Below are 21,211 nucleotides of genomic sequence, written 5' to 3'. Positions count from 1 at the left end.
TCACCGCCGCAGGGTATGAACCAGAATAACGTGGACGTGCTCTAGATCGACGCCGCGCAGATCGCGCCACGCCAGCCTTAGCGCCAGCCGCCAATCGCCGGACGGCCTCACGCTGCTGTATCCACTATCCGGCCGGCCTGCATGCGCACCGAACGATCGCACCGGGCCGCCAGCGCCGGATCGTGCGTCACAAGCACCAGCGTCGTTCCCGCGCGAGCGCGCAGCGCGAACATGAGGTCCATGATCTGCGCGCCGGTCTCAGGATCGAGATTGCCGGTCGGCTCGTCGGCCAGGAGCACGGACGGTTCGCCGACCATGGCGCGTGCCAGTGCCACGCGCTGCTGTTCCCCGCCCGACAGCTCCGCCGGGCGATGCGACGCGCGCGCCGCCAGTCCCACCGCGTCGAGCGCTGCCATCGCACGGTCCGTCGCATCCGTGGCTCCCGCAAGCTCGAGCGGAACCAGCACGTTGTCGAGCGCGCTCATGCTCGCAATAAGATGGAAGGACTGGAACACGATCCCGCACGCGTCGCGCCGGAACAGCGCGCGGTCGTTCTCCGACAGGGCCCCGATGTCGCGCCCTGCGACCATGATGCGCCCGCGCGTCGGGCGTTCCAGCCCGCCCAGCAGCATCATCAGCGATGTCTTGCCCGAACCGGACGGGCCGACGATCCCGATCGCCTCGCCCCGGCCGACATCGAGCGAGACGCCGGAGAGGATATCCAGCGTCGCATTGCCGGATCCGCCTCGCTTGGGCACGCTCAGCCAGACGTCATCCGCCTGAATGACAGGCGTATCCCGCCCAGCGCCTTCCTCCGCGCGCCCCCCGATTTCCCTGGAGGAAATGACACTGTCCATGTCTCGTCCCATCTTATCGTTCCCTGCCCGTCGGGCCGTTCTCGCCGGGCTTGCATCATCCGCGACCTTTGCAGGCGGCATCCGGGCTGCAACGCCCAACGCGTCCCGTCCGCTGAAGCTCCTGGCATTGGGCGATTCGCTGACGGCCGGCTATGGGCTCGCCCATCAGGAAGGGTTCGTCGCCCGACTGCAATCGGCGCTGGATGCGGTCCATGCGCAGACGCAGGTGCTCGACGGCGGCGTGTCGGGCGACACCAGCACGGACGCCCTCGCCCGGCTCGACTGGGTTCTGGGCGACAAACCGGATGCGGCCCTGGTCGAACTTGGCGGCAATGACGGCCTGCGCGGTCTCGATCCGGCTACGATGGAGCGAAACCTGAGGGCCATCATCGGACGCCTGCAGATGGCACATCTTCCGGTCCTGGTAAGCGGGATGCTGGCCCCGCCCAACATGGGGCCGCAATACGGCGCGCAATTCAAGGCGGTGTTCGAACGGATCTCGACCCTCCCGGGCATTCTCTACGAGCCGTTCTTTCTTGACGGCGTCGCAGGGCATCCGGAGCTGCAGCAGACCGATCGCATCCATCCGAACGCGGCCGGCGTCGATGTCATCGTCCGGCGGATCCTGCCGCCGGTACTGCGGCTGCTTCAACAGGCACGCGAAACGCATAGCTAGCCCGCGCACATCTGCGTGGACCTTGCGCCGCGATCGGTTCATGACAAAGTTTGTCTTAGAGATCACACAAGGACTGATACCGACCATGCCTCACCTGAAAACCCCCGCGGCACACACACTTGCCCTCGGCGTTGCCCTGATCGCGGCCCCGGTCGCCATGACCTCTACAGCGATGGCGAAGAGCCCCACGCCCAGCACCGTGAACCAGGATTTCGCGCATCTCTCCATCGACGGCCAGAAGGCCTTTGCCGACATCGCAGCCGCCCAGCAGGCGCTGGGCAGCAACCAGCCCGATCAGGCGACGACGCTGATCAAGGATGCGCAGACCCGGCTTGCCAAGGCTGCGAACGATCACCGCCTGTTCGTGAAGGCTGAACACGATCTGCCGGTCGCACCCGGACAGCCGCAGCCGACTCGCAGCGCCGGCCCGAACCCGACCACCTGGATTCCGGTCGACGGCCAGTACATCGTCACCGAGACGCTGACGCCCGAGAAGCAGCAGGCACTGACCACCGCGAACCAGCACCTGCATCAGGGCAATCCGAAGCAGGCCGCGCAGGACCTTCAGGTATCCGGCATCGACGTGGACTTCATCCTTGGCGTGGCCCCGCTTCAGCAGGCGACAGCGGACGTCTATCGAGCGTCGGTCTTCCTGCAGGGCAATGATGTCAAGGATGCCAACGAGGCGCTGACAGATGCGATCGGAACGGTGCGGTTCGTCTCCGACAACATCGTCGCAACCGCGCAGCCCACGACGCCGTCAGGCAAGCCTGGCCATCACGGGCATCATCACGGTTCGTAAATAAAGTCCTCGGTGACAGCGGTCCGATGCGGCCCTGTCACCATGAGCATGCGCGCTGGCAGACAGCTTCGATGTTGTGACCATTCGGATCACGGATGAAAGCGGCGTAGTCGCCATCGTCACAAGCCGGGCACAGGCCGTTGTGATCGGCCCCGCCTGTCGCAAGGGCCGCGGCATGAAAGCGGACGACGGGCTCGCGATCCGGACTGACGAAGGCAACATGCGTTACTGGGCGCATGCCACCGGTGCTTGACGTTACCCGGAGTCAGGAACAGTCCGAACCGAAGCCTGTGGCTTTGCCTTCGATTCCGTCGCACTCGGCAATTCTGACAGGTGCCGAAGCCGTACCTGACAAAGTGTCGCGATCAATCAAGGCATACCAGCATCGTCACCTGGTCGAACAACGCATCAGGTATGGCGAACGCCGCGTCAGTCGAGAGTTTCGTAATGCTCCAGATGCCACTCTGCCGGCTCGGCCAAAGCCTCCGCGTGCCATTGCCGCATCAGCGGGTGCGCCAGCACGGCGTCGCGATAGACGGCGGCCTTGCCGGACAGTGCCACGTCATAGCTGCGGAACCGGAAGACCACGGGGGCGAACATGATGTCCGGCACCGTGAACTGCGCGCCGAACAGGAACGGGCCTGACGACCGGCTCAGGCAATCGTCCCACAGCGCCACGACCGCTGCGATATCCGAAACGGCGGCATCGTCCAGCGGCGTTGCCCGCGCGCGACCGATCCGGCCTTCGTTCATCGGAAGCGCGCGGCGCAGGGCCGCAAAGCCCGCGTGCATCTGGGCGGCGACACTGCGTGCCATCGCGCGGGCGATGCGATCCTCGGGCCACAGGCCAGGCGCAATTTCCGCGCAGTAGTCGCAGATGGCGAGGCTTTCCCAGACCCGCGCGCCGTCATGCTCCAGATAGGGCACAAGTCCGTTCGGCGAGATCGCACGCAACGCCGTGGTCTGTCCGCCGCCGGCGAGACGCACGACCTCTTCGGCCACGTCGAGCCCCGCAAGCCGGACCGCAAGCCAGCCGCGCAGCGACCATGACGAATATCGTTTGGTGCCGATGACCAGCCGGTTGCTCATGCGCGCAGGCGCTCCTCATCGCTATCCGCGCGCCGGATGAATCCGCCTCCCAGCACGCGCGTGCCATCATACAGTACACAGGCCTGACCGGGCGCTGCCGTCGCGGGCTCGTCGAGCGTGACGATCGCGCCCGTTCCATCCGCGCGCACCGAAGCCGATCGCACCCCTTCGCGCGCGCGGATCTGCACGGTGCAGCGCGCAACGGCCGCAGGGTCGGCCAGCCAGTTCATGTCGCGCAGGGCGAGCGTCGTAACACCCGCGCCCGCGCGCGGACCGACCACGATCCGGCGGCGGCTCGGGTCGATTGCGGTGACCATCTGCCGCTCGCCGATCTGTGTGTGCAGATCGCCCAGGCGCTTGCTCTGCCCAACCGTATAACGTGCAACACCTTCGTGATGGCCCACGACCCGACCGTCATGGTCGACGATCTCGCCTGCACCGACGATCTCCGGCCGCAGTTTCTCGACGATCCCGGCATACGAACCGTCGGTCACGAAGCAGATGTCCTGACTGTCCGGCTTGGCTGCGACCGCGAGCCCGTATTTGCCCGCCAGTTCGCGAACGGCGGCCTTGTCCGGCATCTCGCCCAGGGGAAAGCGCAGGAAATCGAGCTGGGCGCGGGTCGTGGCAAACAGGAACCACGACTGGTCCCGCGCGGCATCGACCGGGCGATGCAGTTCCGGGCCGGCAGCCCCTTCGAGGCGACGCACATAGTGGCCCGTCGCCATCGCGTCGCAGCCGAGATCGCGCGCCATGCCGAGCAGGTCGGTGAATTTCACACCCTGATTGCAGGCGACGCACGGCACGGGCGTTTCGCCGCGCGCATAGGCGTCGGCAAACGTGCCGATCACGCTGTCACGGAAGCGCGCCTCGGAATCGACCACGTAATGCGGGATGTCGATGCGATCGGCGACCGCGCGGGCATCCATGATGTCCCGCCCGGCACAACACGCGCCGGCCTTGGCGGAGGCGCCGTTGTCATAAAGCTGAAGAGTGGCGCCGATCACCTCGTGGCCCTGCTCCTTCAGCAGGCAGGCGACCACCGAGCTGTCCACACCGCCGGACATCGCTGCAAGAATGCGCAATCGAATGTGTCCTTTCCCGGAAGGAGACGCCGGAGTTCTCTGATCGAAGGGGGCGAGAGCCTCTGCTGGCCCGTCGCCCTGCGAGCCGGCAGGCGAACGGGCCTTTAACGCATAGAAGTCTCTGCGCTTCGATATCTACAGAAAAACGAGACTGCCCTCAGGCCGTGCGCGGCAGGCGCACGACGAGACCGTCCAGCGCGTCCGTCATGACGATCTGGCAGCCGAGACGGGACGTCTTTTCCAGACCGAAGGCGAGGTCGAGCATGTCTTCCTCGTCATCGGTCGGATTGGCGAGCTTCGCGGCCCAGGCGGGGTCGACCACGACATGGCAGGTGGCGCAGGCGAGCGATCCCTCGCACGCGCCTTCGAGATCGATGTCGTGCTTGTGCGCGATTTCCAGCACGGAAAGGCCCAGCGGCGCATCCACCTCGCGCCGCGTGCCGTCGCGCTCGATGAAGATCATGTGGGGCATCGTGGTCCTGGTCCTCGACTTTCTGATGATGGGCGATGGCGCGTCACCACCCCAGAGCGGCTTTCTGCAAAAGGGCCGTGGCACGCGCGATATCGGCGCCCGACGTATAGCGTCCGACGGACAGGCGCAAGCATCGCGCAGCCTGTGTTCGATCGAGCCCCATCGCCGTCAGCACGTAGGATGGCGCGATTTCCGCGGATGAGCAGGCCGAGCCTGTCGACATCGCCAGATCCGGTGCGCGCGCCATGGTTGTCATGGCCTCGCAGCCGTCCGGCAGGCAGATCGGCAGTGCGCCGGGCACGCGCGGCGCATCGCCACCGGTCAGGGCAATGCCGGGCAAGGCGTCCTGCAGTCCTTGCCAGAATTGATCCCGCAGGGCGGCGATCCGCGCGCCCTCCCCGTCCAGCGTGTCGCGCGCCAGAGCGCAGGCCGCGCCGAAGCCCACCGCCAGCATGGCCGGGATCGTTCCGGAGCGAAGACCGCGCTCCTGCCCGCCTCCGGAAAACAGCGGCGCCAGACGCACGCGCGGCTTGTGGCGGACATAAAGCGCGCCGATCCCCTTGGGGCCGTAGAGCTTGTGCGCCGACAGCGACGCGAGATCGAGGCCCGCGACGGATGTCGGCAGCTTGCCGGCAAGCTGCGCCAGATCGCTGTGCAGCAACGCACCCGCCTCGCGCACGATCGGGCCCAGCGTGTCCAGATCGTGCAGGACTCCGGTCTCGTTGTTCGCCGCCATGATGCTCACGAGGAGCGTCGGCACGCGCAGGGCGTCACGCAATCGATCCGGATCCAAGCCGCCGTCGGCGCGCACCGGCAACACGACGGGCTCGAAGCCCTCGGCGCCAAGATCGCGCACCGATTCCAGCACGCATTTGTGCTCGGTTGCGACAGTGATCACCCGGCGCCTTGGATCGCCCATGGCGCGCAGATGCCGCGCGGCGCCCTTGATCGCGAGGTTGTTGGCTTCGGTAGCACCCGATGTCAGCACGATCTCGCGCGCTTCCGCGCCAATGAGGGATGCAATGCCGGCCCGGGCGCGCTCCACTGCCTCCGCCGCCAGCGCGCCAGGCAGGTGTCCCGTGCTGTGAGGGTTGCCGAACTGCTCCGTGAACCATGGCGCCATCGTCTCGAATACGGTCGGATCGCACGGCGTCGTGGCCTGATAATCGAGATAGATCATGAAACCCCGCTGTGGCCGGCAGGAGACTTCCCAAGCCGTGCCGCCATTGCACCATAAGCCTCGGCAAGGCGCGACGCCGTCTCCGGTTTTGCATTCCACGGCAGGGACACACGGATCGCCTGTCCTGCCGCTGCGCCGAAGCCCATCGCCTCCAGCACATGGGACGTCGAGACCTTGCCTGAAGAACAGGCCGACCCGGCCGAGACCGCAATGCCGGCCAGATCGAGCATCATCAGTTGCACCTGCGCGGCAACACCCGGAAGGACAAGGCTCGTCGTATTGGCAAGGCGGGGTGCTCCGCTGCCGGCTACAACCGCGCCTGCCTTTCGGGCAGCGTCGTCGATCCCATCGCGCATCTGTCCGATCGACGACCAGTCCTGTGCCCTGGCGGCCGCGAGCGCTGCGGCCATGCTCGCGATGGCAGGCAGGGCCTGCGTTCCGCCACGGCGGCCGCGTTCCTGTCCGCCGCCCGTGACATGGGCGGCAAAGGTGCCGGGCACGGCGAAGGGACCGCGGAACAATGCGGCCCCCGCGCCTTTCAGCCCGCCCATCTTGTGTCCCGAGATTGCCGCGGAATCGCAGTCGACCTGCGCGAGATCGAACGGCATCCGGCCTGCGGCCTGCACGGCATCGACGTGCAGCCGGGCACCATGACGACGACAGAGCGCCGAGATGGCTTTCAGCGGATGCAGGACCCCGGTCTCGTTGTTCGCCGCCATGACACAGACAAGTGCCGGCGGCCCGTTGGACAACGCCTGCTCAAGCGCGTCCAGATCGAGCGTGCCATCACACAGAACGGGCACGGGTGTGGCATCCTGCCGGGCCAGCCGCACCGCGTCGTGCTCCGTCGTCCCGACCAGCACCCGCCGATCCTGCCCCAGAGCATGGATCGCAAGCGCATTGGCTTCCGTGCCGCCACCGGTAAACACGCAGCCTTCAGTCGTCACGCCCAGAAGGGATGCCACGATTTCGCGCGCGCCCTCGAGCTGTCTGCGCGCAAGGCGGCCCTCGGCGTGGACGGAGGACGGATTGCCGACACAGGCCAGAGCCTCGAGCGCCGCACCCCTTGCTTCGGGCCGAAGCACGTCGCTTGCATTGGCGTCGCAGTAGAGACGCGACTCGGTCATGGTAAAGCCGGACGGGACATGATGGTCTCATAGATCGGCCGCACGTCATCCGCGTGCAAGATGCATCACCCTCAACCGTGGATCGGGCCCCATACGGTAGCAAAGGGCAGGTTTTCTGACGATTCCTGTGGCATTTCACGAGCCCATGCCGGTATACACGCCGCATCGGCGCCGATCACGGCGCGGAGATGGCGCGGCTCCGAGGGCCGCGCGATATGATCGGATGCATCGGCTTCGACAGCCGGACCGCATCCTGACGGGGTTTTAGGATTGCGCCACATGATGGTCACAGACCGGCATCGCGTTCTGCTTTCCGCTCATCGGAACTGCGCCCTGATCCGATACGTCCTGCCGTTCGCCAGTGGAGCGCCACGCCACCTCCGTTGATACGACGGACGGGTTGTCCGGGTCCTGCGCCCTGTTTCGCGGCCCGCACCCTTACCTTTCGTCCTGGACGCCCGGCCGGCGCGGCATCGCCGGTTCCGGTCCGCGTCCCGTTCTCTCACACTTGCCGGCGCCATGCCGAACCGCGCCGGCCCGGATATTGCGGGATCCACCCTGATGCCTGAAGTCATGTTCGCCGGCCCCGACGGGCGCCTGGAGGGACGTTACCATCACTCCAACGAGCCCAACGCCCCGCTCGCGCTCGTCCTGCACCCGCATCCGCTCCATGGCGGCACGATGAACAATCGCATCACCTATGCGATGTATCGCAGCTTCGAGAAGATGGGTTTCTCGGTGATGCGCTACAATTCGCGCGGCGTCGGCCGCAGCCAGGGCCGTTATGACGGCGGCATCGGAGAAATTTCCGACGCGGCGGCGGCACTCGACTGGATGCAGATGGTCAACCCGAACTCGTCCACGCTGTGGATCTCGGGCTATTCCTTCGGTGCGTTCGTCGGCATGCAGCTGCTGATGCGCCGCCCGGAAATCTCGGGGTGGATCAGCGTGGCGCCGCCCGCCAACGATTACGATTTCGGCTTCCTTGCGCCCTGTCCATGCGGCGGCCTGATGATTGCGGGCGAGCGCGACGAACTGGCGCCGGAGCCCGGCATTCGCAAGCTTGTGGACAAGCTGAACACCCAGAAGGGCGTGCAGGTCGACTACCGGATCTTCCCCGGTGCCGACCACATCTTCGCAAGCCACGCTGATCGCGTATCGGAAGCACTCGAGGATCACGTGACGACGATGCTCGCCCGTCGTTCGATGGCGCTGGCGGCCGACTGATCCCGGCCTGACCCCGTGTGCCCCGTCCCTGTCGCGGACGGGGCACGCGCCATGCCCCTGCATTGCAAGCGCTGCGGTTTCTGGTAGCGATCACTGCGGACATTCTCTCGCAAGGATCGCATTGTGGAACCGACACCACAGACCACGATGTCCCCGGAAGGGCCGACATTGCGCATCCGAGGCGTAAATGGCTGGTTTCCTCCATTTCCCTCGTCACCCGCAGATCAGGCCACCGTGCCCTCGACCGATCTGGTGCAACTCGCGGATATCAGCACCGTGCGGACACTGGCGCCCGGCCAGATGCTCTACGCGCAGGACGAGGACGCCACGTGCCTGTTCCTGATCCGCTCCGGCATCGTGCGTATCTCCCATCTGACGGTCGAAGGCCGCCGCCACATCCTGGCGTTTCACTGGCAAGGCGATCTCTGCGGTCTCATGGACGAGGGACGCTACGTCAATTCGGCGGCCGCCCTGTGCGAGACGGAGGTTCTTGCGATGCCCCGCGACAGGCTGCACGGCCTGTTGCTGACCCAGCCGCTCCTGCAGAACGAGTTCCTGGTCAAGGCCGCGGCAGAACTGCGCAATACACAGCGCATGCTCGTCACCGTCTCGGGCACGGACGCGGCCCATCGCATGGCATCGTTCCTGCTGGAATGCACGCATCACGCCGATCACTATGATCCGGCGACGCACGTCGTCACGTTGTTCGCGGATCGTCGCGACATTGCGGATTATCTCGGCCTTTCCGGCGAAACCGTCTCACGGGCCCTGGGACAGCTCGAGCAGATCGGCCTGATCCGACGCAACTCGGCACGCGAGATCGCCATCGAACCCGACGCTCTGCGCATCTATGTCGAACACTGAAGCCGCATTCGATGCCCGCAGCCTGACCAAGCGTTTCGGCACCCGCACCGTTCTCGATGCCGTCTCGTTCTCGATCTCGCCGGGCGAGATCGTGGCGCTGCTCGGCCCCAACGGCGCGGGCAAATCGACACTGATCGGCTGCCTGCTCGGGTTTCTCCTGCCGGACTCGGGATCGTCGCACATGCTGGGCCACGACGTGCGCGAAATGCCGCGCGAGGCCCGCGCCCGGACGGGCTACGTGCCGCAGACGATGGGCGGCTTCGGCAGCTATCGTGTCGGACAGCTCCTGAGGTATCTCGCCGCCTTCTACCCCGGTGCTCCGACGCCCGATTCTGCCTGGCTGAGCTGGGCCGCCCTTGATCCCAAGGCCCGCGTATCGACACTTTCGGGCGGACAGAAACAGCGTCTCGCAATCCTGCTGGCCTTGCAGCACCGCCCGGAAGCCCTGATCCTCGACGAGCCGGTGGCAAGCCTCGATCCACAGGCGCGCCACGACTTCATGCATCTCCTGTCGGACTACTGCACGGCTACCGGGGCAAGCGTCGTCATTTCGTCCCACATCCTGTCCGATCTGGAAAAGGTCTGCTCGCGGCTGCTCTTCATGCGGCGCGGCGTGCTCGTCCTCGACGTGCCGACGACGACGTTTCATGCCGCGACCCGCCGCCTGACGCCCGCGCCCGGAGCACCTGCAGACTGGACGCGCCTCCTGCCGCAGGCACTGCATGTGGTCGGCCGCGATCCGGGCACGAACGCGGCGCTGGTCGGCAACTGGCCGGATCACGATCCGGCATTCGCTCTCGACAATCTCCCCTGGCCGATCCGTATCGAACGCCCCGACCTCGAAGCCGCCTATCTGGAGATCACGCGCTGATGGCGCTCTGGTCCACGACGGACTGGCGGGCGTTGCGGCAGTATGCGTCGCCCATCTTCATCCGGGGCAATCCCTTTGCGCTGACGGCACTCTTCCTGCTCGTGAGCAGCTTGGTACAGATCGCATCCGACGGGATCTCGCGCGAGCATCACGGTGCCAACACAAGCGCCATGGGCATTTCGTTCGCCATGAGCGCCATCGCAGCCCATTACTGGCGACAGGTGGACAATCCGATCGCACCTACCGTCCCCGGTCTGCAACGCAGCGAATATCGAGCCGCCCTGGCGTTTGCGGCACTGGTCGGCGCCGTGCTCGCAACCCTTCTGTTTCGCAGCGGCGCCACGTCCGGCGGAGCCGCGGCCTATGTCGCGACCGCACTCGCGTTCGGCAGTTTCGTCCCCACGCAACGCAACGGCACGCATGTGCAGATGGCCCTGCGCATGCTCATCATGCTGCCGATCATGGTGCTGTCTTTCGTCCCGAGCATCCAGACGGCCATGCTGACACTGCCCGCGTGGATTGGCTGGCCGGTCGCGGTCTGCGCGGCGGCAGGCATCGCAAACGCACTCACGTTCGATCGTGTCCGGACAACCGACGCCATGGCGCGCATGGAGACGATGCTCGAACGATCGGGCAGCGCCCCGGCCCGCAGAGCCGGCCGCGACCGGGGCCAGAGCACCAACTGTCTGCCGGCGACGCTGTCGTCATCCGCAGGACTGGCCGGCGAGATCGCAGCCCCGGCTGGCCGCTTCCTGGCCTTCCTCCTTTTCGCCATACCAAGCGCGCTCGTCAGTGCACATGGGCATGGCAGCACATGGCATGCCGTCGCACCGGTCGTGCGCGTGCAGGTTCCCCTGGCGGCCGCGCTGTCGATCATGACATCCGGCGACTGGCTGCGTCACCGGGACGACTGGCCGATCCTGTTTGCAACCGGCTTTCACGGCTCGCGCCTGAACTTCGCCCGGGCCCTGACGGCGGCCTTCATTCGCCGTGCCGTGATCATGAGCATCGTCAATGCCGTCATCATGACCGGTATTCTGGCTGCCATGGGAAGCATATCCATCGCCATGGCCAGCTCGGTCGGCCTGGCGGTGGCGAGTGCGCTGTTCGGGGCGAGCTGCCTGCCCTGCGCAATCGTCCTGACAGGGCGCTTCGGATCTCAGGGGCTGGTGTTCGCAGGGGCGATCCTGGGCATGATTCTGGCGGCCGCTGCCTGCGAAGGCGTCTGCCTCGGCGCGGAGCCGCGCCTGCCGGCACTTTTGGGCAGTGTTGCGCTCCTGCTTGTCGGCGTCCTCCTGCTGACCGCCACGCCACGGCGTCTGGCGCGAACGGACTGGCCGCTGGAGACGGGCTGAGGACCACATGTTTCGCGATGATGCGCATGGCTTGGGCTTTGGCGATGCGCCGTGATAGGACGCGAGGCCCAGGCCCCTGATCCTCACCGCCAATCCGCAGCAAGAGCCCCGACTATCCGATGACCGAGAGCCCGCTCCAGAGCCCATTCCTGATCGAAGCGACCGCGCGCGGTTTCGTCTTCCAGTGCACCGACCTCGCGGCCCTGGATGCCGCGATGCAGGCGGGGCCGGTGACGGGGTATATCGGGTTCGATCCGACGGCGGACTCGCTGCATGTCGGATCCGCCCTGCAGATCATGCTGCTGCGCCTGATGCAGAAGCACGGCCATCGCCCGATCGCGCTGATGGGCGGCGGGACGGCGAAGATCGGCGACCCGTCCTTCCGCGATGATGCCCGCAGCCTGATGACGGACGAGATGATCGCGCACAATCTCCGCGGGATCGAGGCCAGCCTGCGTCAGTTCATCACCTTCGGCGATGGTCCCTCGGATGCGGTTCTGGCGAACAATGGCGACTGGCTCGACAAGCTCTCCTATATCGACCTCCTGCGCGAGGTCGGCGTGCATTTCTCGGTCAGCCGCATGCTGTCCTTCGACAGCGTGCGTCAGCGTCTGGATCGCGAGCAGGGCCTGACGTTCCTCGAATTCAATTACTGCATCCTGCAGTCTTTCGATTTCCGGGAACTGAACCGCCGCTATGGCGCCCGCCTGCAGATGGGCGGCTCCGACCAGTGGGGCAACATCGTCTCGGGCATCGATCTCGTCCGGCGCACGGACCAGACGCAGGTCTTCGGTCTGACCGCGCCGCTGCTGACCACCTCGTCGGGTGCGAAGATGGGCAAGAGCGCCAAGGGCGCGGTCTGGCTGTCGGCCGGCAAGCTGCCGGTATTCGAATACTGGCAGTTCTGGCGCAACACCGAAGACGCGGATGTCGGGCGCTTCCTCAAGCTGTTCACCGATCTTCCGGTCGAGGAATGCGATCGTCTCGCGGCCCTTGAAGGCGCCTCCATCAACGAGGCCAAGAAAGTGCTCGCAACCGAGGCAACAGCGCTGTGCCACGGGCGCGAGGCGGCCGAGGAAGCTGCCGAGACGGCACGCCGTACGTTCGAACAGGGCGCGACGATCGCGGCCGCCCTGCCGAGCCGGGATTTTCCGGCCACAGAACTGGCCGAGGGCGCGCCGATGTTCCGCCTTCTGGTGGCAGCAGGCCTTGCCGGGAGCAATGGGGAAGCCCGCCGCCTGGTACGTGGTGGCGGCGCGCGGCTGAACGACGTCGTCGTCTCGGACGAGAACCGCGTCGTGACGGAAGCCGATCTGGTGGACGGCGCGCTCAAGCTGTCGTCCGGCAAGAAGCACCATGTGCTGCTGCGTCCCGGCGCATAAGACGAAATTTCACGCGTCGACGGCCTGGGCGTTGCCTTGTCCTGCCGGTTCGTCACCGGCGGCGGCTAGTTTCGCATGGCGATGCAACGCCATGTCCCGGCTCGGCGGAAAGCATCCATACCTGACCGCTGCTGCCAGGCGCGGATGACTGACGCCGCGTCGAATGGAAATCCCCGCAACATGACATCCGTCATGCGCTCCATCTGATCGCCGACAGGTCCGCTTTCTCGCGCCCGGTGTTCGGATCATCTACACGAGCAGGAAGCAGGGGCGGACGATCATGACAGACGGCGTGCAGTGGCGGGGATTGTTCCGGGATGGATTCGGCCTGCTCTATGCCGGCATCTGGGCATGGCGCGGGGTGGTTGCAGCACATGCTCCGGAAATTCCCGCCATCGGTGTGATCGCCGCGATCGACATCGCGTTGATGGCCTGGTTCCTGAGGCGTGACCTCGTGCTGAAACGGCCCGAGACGGTGCATGATGCCAGCCTGTCCCGCATGACGCGCATAGGCCGTATCGTTGCCATCGTCATCGTCGTGACGCTGGTGCGCGATCTGCATCGGCCCGACCTGCTGCTGCCGCTGATCGGCCTCATGATCGGCGTGTCCTATCTCGCCCTCGCCCGCGCATTGCGGGAGCCTGTGCATCTGTGGGTCGGTGCGCTCGTGATCGGAATCACCCTGGGCGCGCTGGCGCTGCCGTATCATGTGGCGGTCGCAGGGTTCGGCACGGCGATCGTGGTCTGGGGCGGATGCGTGGTTCGCCTGTGGCGGACGGAACAGATGGGCGCTGCCCGCACGGTGTTGCCGGCGTGAGTGCGCCCGAGGCGCAGAAAGGTGCCGTTTTTGGCGTGGCGGTCCCGGCCTTCATGGGCGCGATATGGCTCGTGGGAGGGCTGGCGGCGCTCGGTCGTGCACAGAGTCTGCCGATTGCGGCCATCCTGATCGTCTCCCTCGTCCTGTTCGGGTTCGGCTTGCGGGCAACGCGCCTCAGGACGGCTCGCCCGCCCCGGACACCCCGGGACAGTCGGATATTCGGAGCAGCCGTCGCCTTCGAGACGATCGGCGCCGTCGGCGCGGTCGGCCTCGGCAATGCGCTGGGCCGTGCCGATGTCATACCGCCACTGGTCGCCATCGCGGTGGGCCTTCATTTCATTCCGCTGGCACGTGTTTTCCATCGGCCGGGACTGTATCGAACGGCGCTGGTCATGGTGGCCGGAGGGACCGTGGCGCTGATAGGATGGACCGGCGACATGCGCGAGGCGGTCGCGGCACTGGTCGCGGGGGCAGCACTTTGGATGGGTTCGATGGAGATCGCGTGGCCGGCCCTCGTCAGGGCCCTGGCATGACGGCTGCCGATACCGGACGGACGCGCCGATACGGCCTGCCGCGCCTGATCTGGCTGACCTATCTTCTCATCTATCCCCTGCCCTGGCTCGAGGATCACCCGAGCCCGCATGACATCTGGATGAGTGCGGCGGGTGTGGCGGTCTTCCTGCCGATCTATCTGCGCGTTCCGGAAGACAAGCCGATGCCCCTCTATCCGGCCGTGGTCTTTGCCGCGATCGGATATGTGCTGGCGCCCTATCACGGCGCATGGACGGTCTTCGCCACCTATGCCGTCAGCGCTGCCGCCCGTATCGTGCCAAGACGCAAGGCCCTCGTGGTCATTGCCCTGCTGCTGGCATCCATTCCGGCCTTCACGGCCCTGACCCACCGCCCGCCGATCGATGCTGGCTTCGGGGTGCTGCTGGGCGTGCTGATCGCCATGGCCATGTTCTCGCGTATCAGTCTTCTGGAGCGCAACAAGCAGCTCCTTGCCGCCCAGACCGAAGTGCGCGGTCTCGCCGCCACGGCGGAGCGTGAGCGGATCGCACGGGACCTGCATGACCTGCTGGGCCATTCGCTGACCATGATCGCCATCAAGGCGGATCTCGCGGGGCGCATGATGGCGCGCGATCCCGCGCGCACCGCCGCCGAGATCGAGGAGATCGGCACCGCGGCCCGTACGGCCCTGCGCGAAGTGCGGGCCGCCGTCACCGGCATGAAGGGAGCGTCGCTTGCCTACGAGCTGGACCGGGCACGCGCAGCCCTCACCAGTGCGGGTGTCGCGCTGCATGTCGTCGGTGAGACCGCGCCGATCGCCCCGGCCCGCGACGGCGTTCTGGCCATGGCGCTGCGCGAAGCCGTGACGAACGTGATCCGCCATGCGCAGGCCACCGCCTGCACCATCATCCTGACCCATGAGAACGGCGAGATCGCGGAAATGATCGTCCAGGACAACGGCACGACACGCGCCGCCCCGCGTGAGGGCAATGGCCTGCTCGGGATGCGTGCAAGGCTTGCCGCAGCCGGCGGCTCGCTGGAAGTGCACGCCCTCCGGCCCGGCCTGCGCATCACGGCGCGGCTTGCGCCGTCATGACCGGAGCCGGAATCCGCATCGTGCTGGCCGAGGACCAGGCGATGCTGCTGGATGCGCTGGTCGCGCTGATGGCGCTCGAGAGCGATATCCACGTCGTGGGACGTGCCCGCACCGGGGATGAGGCACTGGCCCTCGTGCGTGAGCATGCGCCCGATGTCCTTGTCACCGATATCGAGATGCCGGGGCTGACGGGGATCGATGTCGCGGAGCGTCTGCGCGCGGATGGATCGAAAACCCGTGTCATGGTGGTGACGACGTTCGGGCGTGCGGGCTACCTGCGGCGGGCGCTGGATGCGGGCGTGCGCGGTTACCTCTTGAAAGACGCGCCGATTGCGACACTCGCGGACGCCATCCGCAAGATCGTCGCAGGCGGACGGGCGATTGCGCCTGAACTGGCCGAGACCGTATGGGACGCCCTGCCGGACCCGCTGAACGATCGCGAGCGCGCCATGCTGCGCCTGGCCGAAGCAGGTCGGTCCAACAAGGAAATTTCGGAGGCCCTTCATCTCTCGCCCGGGACGGTCCGCAACTACTTCTCGGAAGCGGTCCAGAAACTCGGCGCCCGGAACCGGATCGAGGCCGGCCGGATCGCGCGCGCCAACGGGTGGCTATGACCGGGCGGCCCGCTCCAGCAGGGCGACTGTTCGCCTGACCACGACATTCTCGTCATAAAGCGCGCAGGCTCGTGCCCGCGCGGCCTGCCCCAGACGCGCGCGCAAGGCCGGGTCACGAGCCAGTCGCGCGATGGCCTGACCCAGCGGCGCGCTCAGACCGGGGGGGACAAGCAGTCCGCTCTCCTCGTTCACAATCTGCTCGCGCGGCCCCCGGATGTCGGTCGCAACGACAGCAAGTCCCGTCTGCATCGCCTCGATGATCGACATCGGCAGGCCCTCGAAATGGCTCGGCAGGACGAAGATGTCGGCCGCTGCCAGCAGCGCTTCCGTGTCTTCACGATAGCCGAGCAGCTTCAGGCGTGGACCCAGCCGCGCGGCGGCGTCCGCAAAGACAGCGGCCATGTCCTGCCCGTGATCCGACGCCAGACGCGCGCCCGCGATCCAGAGCGTGGCATCCGGGACAAGCTCCATGGCCCGCAGAAGTTCGGGATACCCCTTGTGACGAACGAGGCGCGAGACCGCGAGGACCACGATGGCGTCAGGTGCCGCACCGAGTTCCGCACGGACACGGACACGGGCCGCCGGGTCGGGCGCGAAGCGTGCCGGATCGCGTCCGTTGCCGATTCCGATCGGACGACGATGAAGCCGCAGCCGCCGTGCGTCGGCGGCCTCCTCCGTCGAGACGGTCATGTAGAGGTCCGTCACCCGCCCCGCGAGCCATTCGAGCACGCGCGCCGCGATGCGGCGGCGCCGCGAGCCCGGCTGGTTGAAGAGGAAGCCGTGACCCGTATAGGCGATCGTGGGCACGCCGCAGACCCTCGCCGCAAGACGCGCCAGCAGCCCGCTGATCGGCATGTGTGCGTGGACGATATCCGGTTTTTCCCGGCGGATCAGGCGGATCAGGCTTCGCAGGGCGCGCCACTGGGCCAAGGGCGACAGGCTACGCGCCATCGGCACCGGACGGACCGCAAATCCTTCCGCACGCACGGCTTCCAGATGCTGTCCGTCGGCACAGACGCCGATCACCTCATGGCCCGCGTCGCGCAGACCACGCATCAGCGGCAGCACGAACTGCCTCAGCGAAAAATCGACGTTGGTGACCTCGAGAATCTTCACGCGGAACCGTCAGTCCGGAACCCGCTCGAATGCCCACCGCACGACCTGCTTGACGCGTTTGGTCGGTGCGCGACGCGGAACCGCATTCGGCATCGCGACTGGACGAGGCTGCGCCGGAACCGGCTCGGCGGAAGGCACAGGCGCCGGTTCAGTGTCAGCCGCAACCGGATCGGTCTGCGCGTCTCCAGCCGGCTGATCAGGGACCTTCCCGTCAGGCAGCAACTCGGCGGTCTTCGATGCACTGCCCGCCGTCGCCTCGGCCTGTTCAACTGGCGCGGCGGTGTCCGCAGCAGACTCTGTTTCGCCGGCGGGCTCGGGCGATGAGGGCTCTTCCGGCGGAGGTGTGGGGATCGGTGCACGCACGACGATCTGGAGCGTGGGCTCGGGCAATCCGCTGCCGCGATAGATGCTGTCTTCCAGAGACAGCACGCCTCCTTCCTGACGAAAGCGCCAGATCATGCCGCTCGCGTGCAGCAGCACCTCGTCAGCATCCGGAGCCAGATGCGCCTCGACCTGTGGATGGAGATGAAACCGCAGGGCCAACGGCGTCTCGCGCTCTCCTTCGAACACTTCCTCGCCGCGCAGATCCTCGCCGTCCTGGCCAAGATACAGCCGGCGCTGCCATGTCGCCCCGAGCGACGCGCGAAAGCCGTCATGCGACAGGTCGAGCCAGTGCGCCCCGTTCTGCGCCTGATGTTCGGCGCGCACGTTGACCGGGCGGCGCGACAGGCCGCCGTTCGGTGCGAAATCGGAGCTCGATCGCCCATCCGGGACGAGGGCGGTATGCGCCGCTGTCTCACGCAGGGCCTTTGCCCATGCGCCGTCAAAGGCGGCGCCGCAGTTCACGATAAGCCGCTGGCGCTGGACACTGAATTCGAATGACAGCGTTCCGGCATGCGTGCCGCGATCGAACCCGGGCGGGGGCGGTTTGCCTGCATCGACGAGCAGCAGCGCACGACCCAGCGCGATCCGGATGAAACCGGTGTCCGGCAGGCCGGGCGCCAGCAGGCGCTGACGCGCGCCGTAGTGCATGACCTGCTCAATGTCGCTGGATTTGTGCTCAAAGGCCCCGTTGAACAGCGCGAGACCACCATCGCCATGACGCATGGCCCGCAGCGCTGCGCACACTTTCTCGGACGTCGTGCCGAGACTGATCGGGGGCGAGATCTGCGCGGTGCGCAGCATCGCAGCGATCTCGGCCAGTTCGCGCGCGCCCTGAAACTGCGCCTCGGGGCTGCGTTCGGCAAAGCCGCCATCCGTCAGGACAAGGCGTTCCAGCTCCGGCCCGAGATAGCGCTGGAACCGCAGCAGAAGTCCGCGATGGCCCGGCAGGGCGAGCGCTGCTGCAAGCAGTCCGCGCAGGGCGGACAGACCGCGCCAGCCCTGGTTCGACAGCGGCAGGAGAGCCGCAATCGTCCGGGCCTCGACGAGGATGCGGTCCATCAGTCTCTGCCGGAAGCCGTCATCGGCCGATGCCGCGAAGAAATCGTAGTTGCCGAGCCATGCCGCGAGCCGCGAGCCGGTCACGCAGGCATCGGCAATCAGGGGATCGGTCGGCGGATGGTCCAGCCAGCTTCCGACCAGCGCCCGGGCGCGAAGGCGTGCCTCGTCCGTGCCCAGGGTGCGCAGGTCGCGGAGCCACGAGAAGCCGAGCAGGTATGCACGGGCTTCCGGCGGAAGCGCTGCACGTTCCCAGGTTTCGCGCCCGTCTTCCGGAAATGGAAACCGATGCCCATCGAACGGCAGGCTGCCACGCAGCATGCGCGCCCCACGGGCGGCGTCGCCGTTCCAGAGGTCGCGCGTGACCAGCCCGGGCTCGGAGGGAGCCCGGCCAAGGCCCGGCAACGCCGGAACCCGGGCGAGTGAAAGACGGGTGCTGCGAAGGAAATTCCCAAAACCCATCAATTCAACAACTGTCCGGCGCTGAAGCGCATTGTGTCACATCGGCCGGGCAAGTGCCCGGCAACAGGCCCGTCAGGGGGCATAAGGGCGGCTTGCCTCCCGCAGTGCATTCATTGCCCGCGCATAGTCGGACTGGCCATAGATCGCGGTTCCAGCCACCAGCATGTCCGCACCGGCAGCGGTCGCACGCGGGGTTGTCTCGACGTCGATCCCACCGTCAACACCGATACGTATATCACGCCCGCTTGCTTCGGCCATCGCCCGCAATTCGCGGATCTTGGACAACTGGCTCTCGATGAACCGCTGCCCGCCGAAGCCCGGGTTCACCGTCATGACCAGAATGATGTCGACCAGATCAAGCACATGCGCGATCGCCGATGCGGGTGTCGCAGGGCAGATCGCGATCCCGGCCTTCTTGCCGAGGGCCCGGATGGTCTGGAGGCTGCGGTGCACATGCGGCCCCGCCTCGATATGGACATGGATGTGATCCGCGCCGGCCTTCGCGAACATTTCCAGGAAAGGATCCACCGGCTCGATCATGAGATGGACATCGAACGGCAGTTTCGAGTCCCCGCGCAGAGCCTTGATCAGAGGCGCGCCGAACGTGAGGTTCGGGACGAAATGCCCGTCCATGACGTCGAGATGCAGCCAGTCCGCACCTCCCTTTTCCACGGCCGCGACCTCTTCCGCCATGCGGGCGAAATTGGCGGACAGGACACTGGGGGCGATCAGGGGCGGGTGCAGGGCTGTCATGGCTTCAACATATCGGCAAGTTGGGAGCGTGGCGCAACCCGCGACCCACATTCCATCCTGCCCGACATCGGTAAAGAATCAGTCAAGACACAGCAAAAAATCGTGGATCAGATCCTGATCAGCCGTGCCGCAAAAAATCCGTCCATGCCGCCCTCGTCCGGCCGCATCCCCGGATGCGTTCGATACCACCCCTCGGGCGTCAGTGCTTCGGGCAGATCCGCCAGCATGTCCGCGCCGATCGGCTCGCACCGCCAGCCCCGGGTCAGCGCGGCACGCACACGGTCCGGGCCTTCCTCGTCCTGCAGCGAGCACACCGCATAAACCAGCACGCCGCCCGGCCGCAGCATGTCACGGGCCGCATCGATCAGCCGGTCCTGCCCTGCCGCAAGCGCGGTGACGTCGCGCGGCCGCTTCACCCACAGCACGTCCGGATGACGCCGCAGCGTGCCGGTCGCGGAACAGGGGGCATCCAGCAGGACCGCATCGACCGGTGTCTCCGGACGCCAGCTTTCCGCATCGGCCACCACGGTCTCCGCGGATACGCCGATCCGGGCGAGATTTTCACGCAGGCGCGCCATCCGTCCCGCCTCGCGCTCCACGGCGATGACGGACGCACCGGCTGCTGCGAGCTGCGCCGTCTTGCCGCCCGGCGCCGCGCACAGATCCACGACGCGCTGGCCCGCGACATCCCCGAGCAGGCGCGCGGGAACGGCCGCCGCCATGTCCTGCACCCAGAACGTGCCGGCCTCGAAGCCTTCGAGCGTCGTGACGCGTGTTCCCGCCGGATAGCGAACGCTGCCGCCCGGCATGACGATGCCGCCTTCCGGCGCCGTCGCCCCGGGACGCAGCGTCAGGTCGAGCGGCGCTTCGCGATGCAGCCCTTTCGCGATCGCGCGGGCACGCGCTCCCCAGGCGCTCCAAAGCCATGCCGGCACATCGAGGCGGGACTGGTCGAGGCCATCGAGCAGGGCCTGCCCATCCTTGGCGACGCGCCTCAGGACGGCGTTGGCGAGGCCTGCGAACGGGGCAAGCCCGCGCCTGCGCAGCATGTCCACGATCGTGCCCACTGCCGCATGGGGTGGCACGTCCAGAAACAGGAGCTGCGTGACACCCATCAGCAGCGCCACCCGGACCGGCGCCGGCGGCTCGCGGCGCAGCAGCGGCGCCAGTACTTCGCCGGATGTGCCCATGTGGCGCAGCGTCGTGGCGGCGAGCCTGTGCGCGCTGGCGCGATCGCGGGGATCGGTATCCGGCGCGCGCTCGAGCGTGGTCTCGAGCATCCGCCGATGCTCGACGACACCGCACACGATATCGAACGCGATATCGCGCGTCGGATCGGCGGGCGATGGGCGGGCGGGGCGTCGGGGACGGGACTGGGTCATGATGCGGGCAAGGTTCTTCGCGGTCGTCATTCAG

General features: G+C 66.9%; 22 protein-coding genes. 12 read left to right on the top strand and 10 right to left on the bottom strand.

Annotated elements, in window-relative coordinates:
* Positions 1 to 107: 107 nt before the first annotated feature.
* Positions 108 to 857 carry an ABC transporter ATP-binding protein gene (locus B8446_RS14815; RefSeq protein ID WP_084712381.1) on the bottom strand — a complete coding sequence of 250 codons (750 nt, stop codon included), beginning with the start codon at positions 855 to 857 and terminating at the stop codon, positions 108 to 110.
* Here B8446_RS14815 and B8446_RS14810 point away from each other — a divergent pair.
* The 3 genes from B8446_RS14810 (at position 856) to B8446_RS16350 (ending at position 2,588) form a co-directional block, all read left to right on the top strand.
* Complete coding sequence (locus B8446_RS14810; RefSeq protein ID WP_084712380.1) at positions 856 to 1,533, top strand: arylesterase; 678 nt, start codon at positions 856 to 858, stop codon at positions 1,531 to 1,533. The two genes, B8446_RS14815 and B8446_RS14810, sit on opposite strands and share 2 nt — an antisense overlap.
* Before the next feature lie 85 nt (positions 1,534 to 1,618).
* The gene (locus B8446_RS14805) at positions 1,619 to 2,335 is read left to right on the top strand and encodes a YfdX family protein (protein WP_048850956.1); all 717 of its coding nucleotides are present in this window, start codon (positions 1,619 to 1,621) and stop codon (positions 2,333 to 2,335) included.
* A gap of 76 nt (positions 2,336 to 2,411) precedes the next feature.
* Positions 2,412 to 2,588: a hypothetical protein gene (locus tag B8446_RS16350; RefSeq protein WP_158507608.1), complete on the top strand. Its 177-nt coding sequence runs from the start codon at positions 2,412 to 2,414 to the stop codon at positions 2,586 to 2,588.
* Positions 2,589 to 2,764: 176 nt separating this feature from the next.
* Here the strand turns inward: B8446_RS16350 and B8446_RS14800 are convergent, their stop codons facing one another.
* From B8446_RS14800 to B8446_RS14780, 5 genes are all read right to left on the bottom strand, one after another.
* Entirely contained in the window at positions 2,765 to 3,424 is a 660-nt protein-coding gene (locus B8446_RS14800) for a glutathione S-transferase family protein (protein WP_048850954.1), read from the bottom strand.
* Positions 3,421 to 4,509, bottom strand: coding sequence for a tRNA 2-thiouridine(34) synthase MnmA (mnmA, locus tag B8446_RS14795; RefSeq protein WP_048850953.1), 1,089 nt, complete (start codon positions 4,507 to 4,509; stop codon positions 3,421 to 3,423). Before mnmA ends, B8446_RS14800 begins: the two co-directional genes overlap by 4 nt.
* Before the next feature lie 157 nt (positions 4,510 to 4,666).
* Positions 4,667 to 4,981 (bottom strand): ferredoxin family 2Fe-2S iron-sulfur cluster binding protein, encoded by a 315-nt coding sequence (locus B8446_RS14790; protein WP_048850951.1) that lies wholly within the window; start codon positions 4,979 to 4,981, stop codon positions 4,667 to 4,669.
* Between the two features lie 43 nt (positions 4,982 to 5,024).
* Positions 5,025 to 6,161 (bottom strand): cysteine desulfurase family protein, encoded by a 1,137-nt coding sequence (locus B8446_RS14785; RefSeq protein WP_048850949.1) that lies wholly within the window; start codon positions 6,159 to 6,161, stop codon positions 5,025 to 5,027.
* Positions 6,158 to 7,288: a cysteine desulfurase family protein gene (locus tag B8446_RS14780; protein WP_048850947.1), complete on the bottom strand. Its 1,131-nt coding sequence runs from the start codon at positions 7,286 to 7,288 to the stop codon at positions 6,158 to 6,160. Before B8446_RS14780 ends, B8446_RS14785 begins: the two co-directional genes overlap by 4 nt.
* A 411-nt stretch (positions 7,289 to 7,699) precedes the next feature.
* Here B8446_RS14780 and B8446_RS14775 point away from each other — a divergent pair, with 411 nt between their 5' ends.
* The 9 genes from B8446_RS14775 (at position 7,700) to B8446_RS14735 (ending at position 16,024) form a co-directional block, all read left to right on the top strand.
* Positions 7,700 to 8,515: an alpha/beta hydrolase gene (locus tag B8446_RS14775; RefSeq protein WP_084712378.1), complete on the top strand. Its 816-nt coding sequence runs from the start codon at positions 7,700 to 7,702 to the stop codon at positions 8,513 to 8,515.
* A gap of 234 nt (positions 8,516 to 8,749) precedes the next feature.
* Positions 8,750 to 9,379, top strand: coding sequence for a Crp/Fnr family transcriptional regulator (locus tag B8446_RS14770; RefSeq protein ID WP_158507607.1), 630 nt, complete (start codon positions 8,750 to 8,752; stop codon positions 9,377 to 9,379).
* Positions 9,366 to 10,250 (top strand): ABC transporter ATP-binding protein, encoded by an 885-nt coding sequence (locus B8446_RS14765; protein WP_048850944.1) that lies wholly within the window; start codon positions 9,366 to 9,368, stop codon positions 10,248 to 10,250. The genes B8446_RS14770 and B8446_RS14765 overlap by 14 nt, the downstream gene beginning before the upstream one ends.
* The gene (locus B8446_RS14760; RefSeq protein ID WP_048850942.1) at positions 10,250 to 11,605 is read left to right on the top strand and encodes a hypothetical protein; all 1,356 of its coding nucleotides are present in this window, start codon (positions 10,250 to 10,252) and stop codon (positions 11,603 to 11,605) included. The genes B8446_RS14765 and B8446_RS14760 overlap by 1 nt, the downstream gene beginning before the upstream one ends.
* A gap of 119 nt (positions 11,606 to 11,724) precedes the next feature.
* Positions 11,725 to 12,987 (top strand): tyrosine--tRNA ligase, encoded by a 1,263-nt coding sequence (tyrS, locus tag B8446_RS14755; RefSeq protein ID WP_048850941.1) that lies wholly within the window; start codon positions 11,725 to 11,727, stop codon positions 12,985 to 12,987.
* A gap of 280 nt (positions 12,988 to 13,267) precedes the next feature.
* Entirely contained in the window at positions 13,268 to 13,804 is a 537-nt protein-coding gene (locus B8446_RS14750; RefSeq protein WP_048850939.1) for a hypothetical protein, read from the top strand.
* A complete protein-coding gene (locus B8446_RS14745; RefSeq protein WP_048850937.1) occupies positions 13,801 to 14,337 on the top strand; it encodes a hypothetical protein in 537 nt (178 codons plus the stop codon). Before B8446_RS14750 ends, B8446_RS14745 begins: the two co-directional genes overlap by 4 nt.
* Positions 14,307 to 15,410, top strand: coding sequence for a sensor histidine kinase (locus tag B8446_RS14740; protein ID WP_158507606.1), 1,104 nt, complete (start codon positions 14,307 to 14,309; stop codon positions 15,408 to 15,410). Before B8446_RS14745 ends, B8446_RS14740 begins: the two co-directional genes overlap by 31 nt.
* Positions 15,407 to 16,024, top strand: a complete 618-nt coding sequence (locus B8446_RS14735) for a response regulator transcription factor (protein ID WP_048850933.1) — start codon at positions 15,407 to 15,409, stop codon at positions 16,022 to 16,024. Before B8446_RS14740 ends, B8446_RS14735 begins: the two co-directional genes overlap by 4 nt.
* On the opposite strand, the gene B8446_RS14730 is transcribed toward B8446_RS14735, so the two are convergent.
* From B8446_RS14730 to B8446_RS14715, 4 genes are all read right to left on the bottom strand, one after another.
* Positions 16,019 to 17,140 carry a glycosyltransferase family 4 protein gene (locus tag B8446_RS14730; RefSeq protein WP_048850931.1) on the bottom strand — a complete coding sequence of 374 codons (1,122 nt, stop codon included), beginning with the start codon at positions 17,138 to 17,140 and terminating at the stop codon, positions 16,019 to 16,021. The genes B8446_RS14735 and B8446_RS14730 overlap by 6 nt on opposite strands.
* Positions 17,141 to 17,149: 9 nt before the next feature.
* Positions 17,150 to 19,042 (bottom strand): heparinase II/III domain-containing protein, encoded by a 1,893-nt coding sequence (locus B8446_RS14725; RefSeq protein WP_048850929.1) that lies wholly within the window; start codon positions 19,040 to 19,042, stop codon positions 17,150 to 17,152.
* 72 nt (positions 19,043 to 19,114) lie between these two features.
* Positions 19,115 to 19,795, bottom strand: coding sequence for a ribulose-phosphate 3-epimerase (rpe, locus tag B8446_RS14720; RefSeq protein ID WP_048850927.1), 681 nt, complete (start codon positions 19,793 to 19,795; stop codon positions 19,115 to 19,117).
* 107 nt (positions 19,796 to 19,902) lie between these two features.
* The gene (locus B8446_RS14715) at positions 19,903 to 21,207 is read right to left on the bottom strand and encodes an RsmB/NOP family class I SAM-dependent RNA methyltransferase (RefSeq protein ID WP_048850925.1); all 1,305 of its coding nucleotides are present in this window, start codon (positions 21,205 to 21,207) and stop codon (positions 19,903 to 19,905) included.
* Between the last annotated feature and the right edge of the window lie 4 nt (positions 21,208 to 21,211).

The sequence above is a fragment of the Tanticharoenia sakaeratensis NBRC 103193 genome, from assembly GCF_000963885.1.
Taxonomy (GTDB): domain Bacteria; phylum Pseudomonadota; class Alphaproteobacteria; order Acetobacterales; family Acetobacteraceae; genus Tanticharoenia; species Tanticharoenia sakaeratensis.
This window is presented reverse-complemented; position numbering and strand designations above follow the sequence as displayed.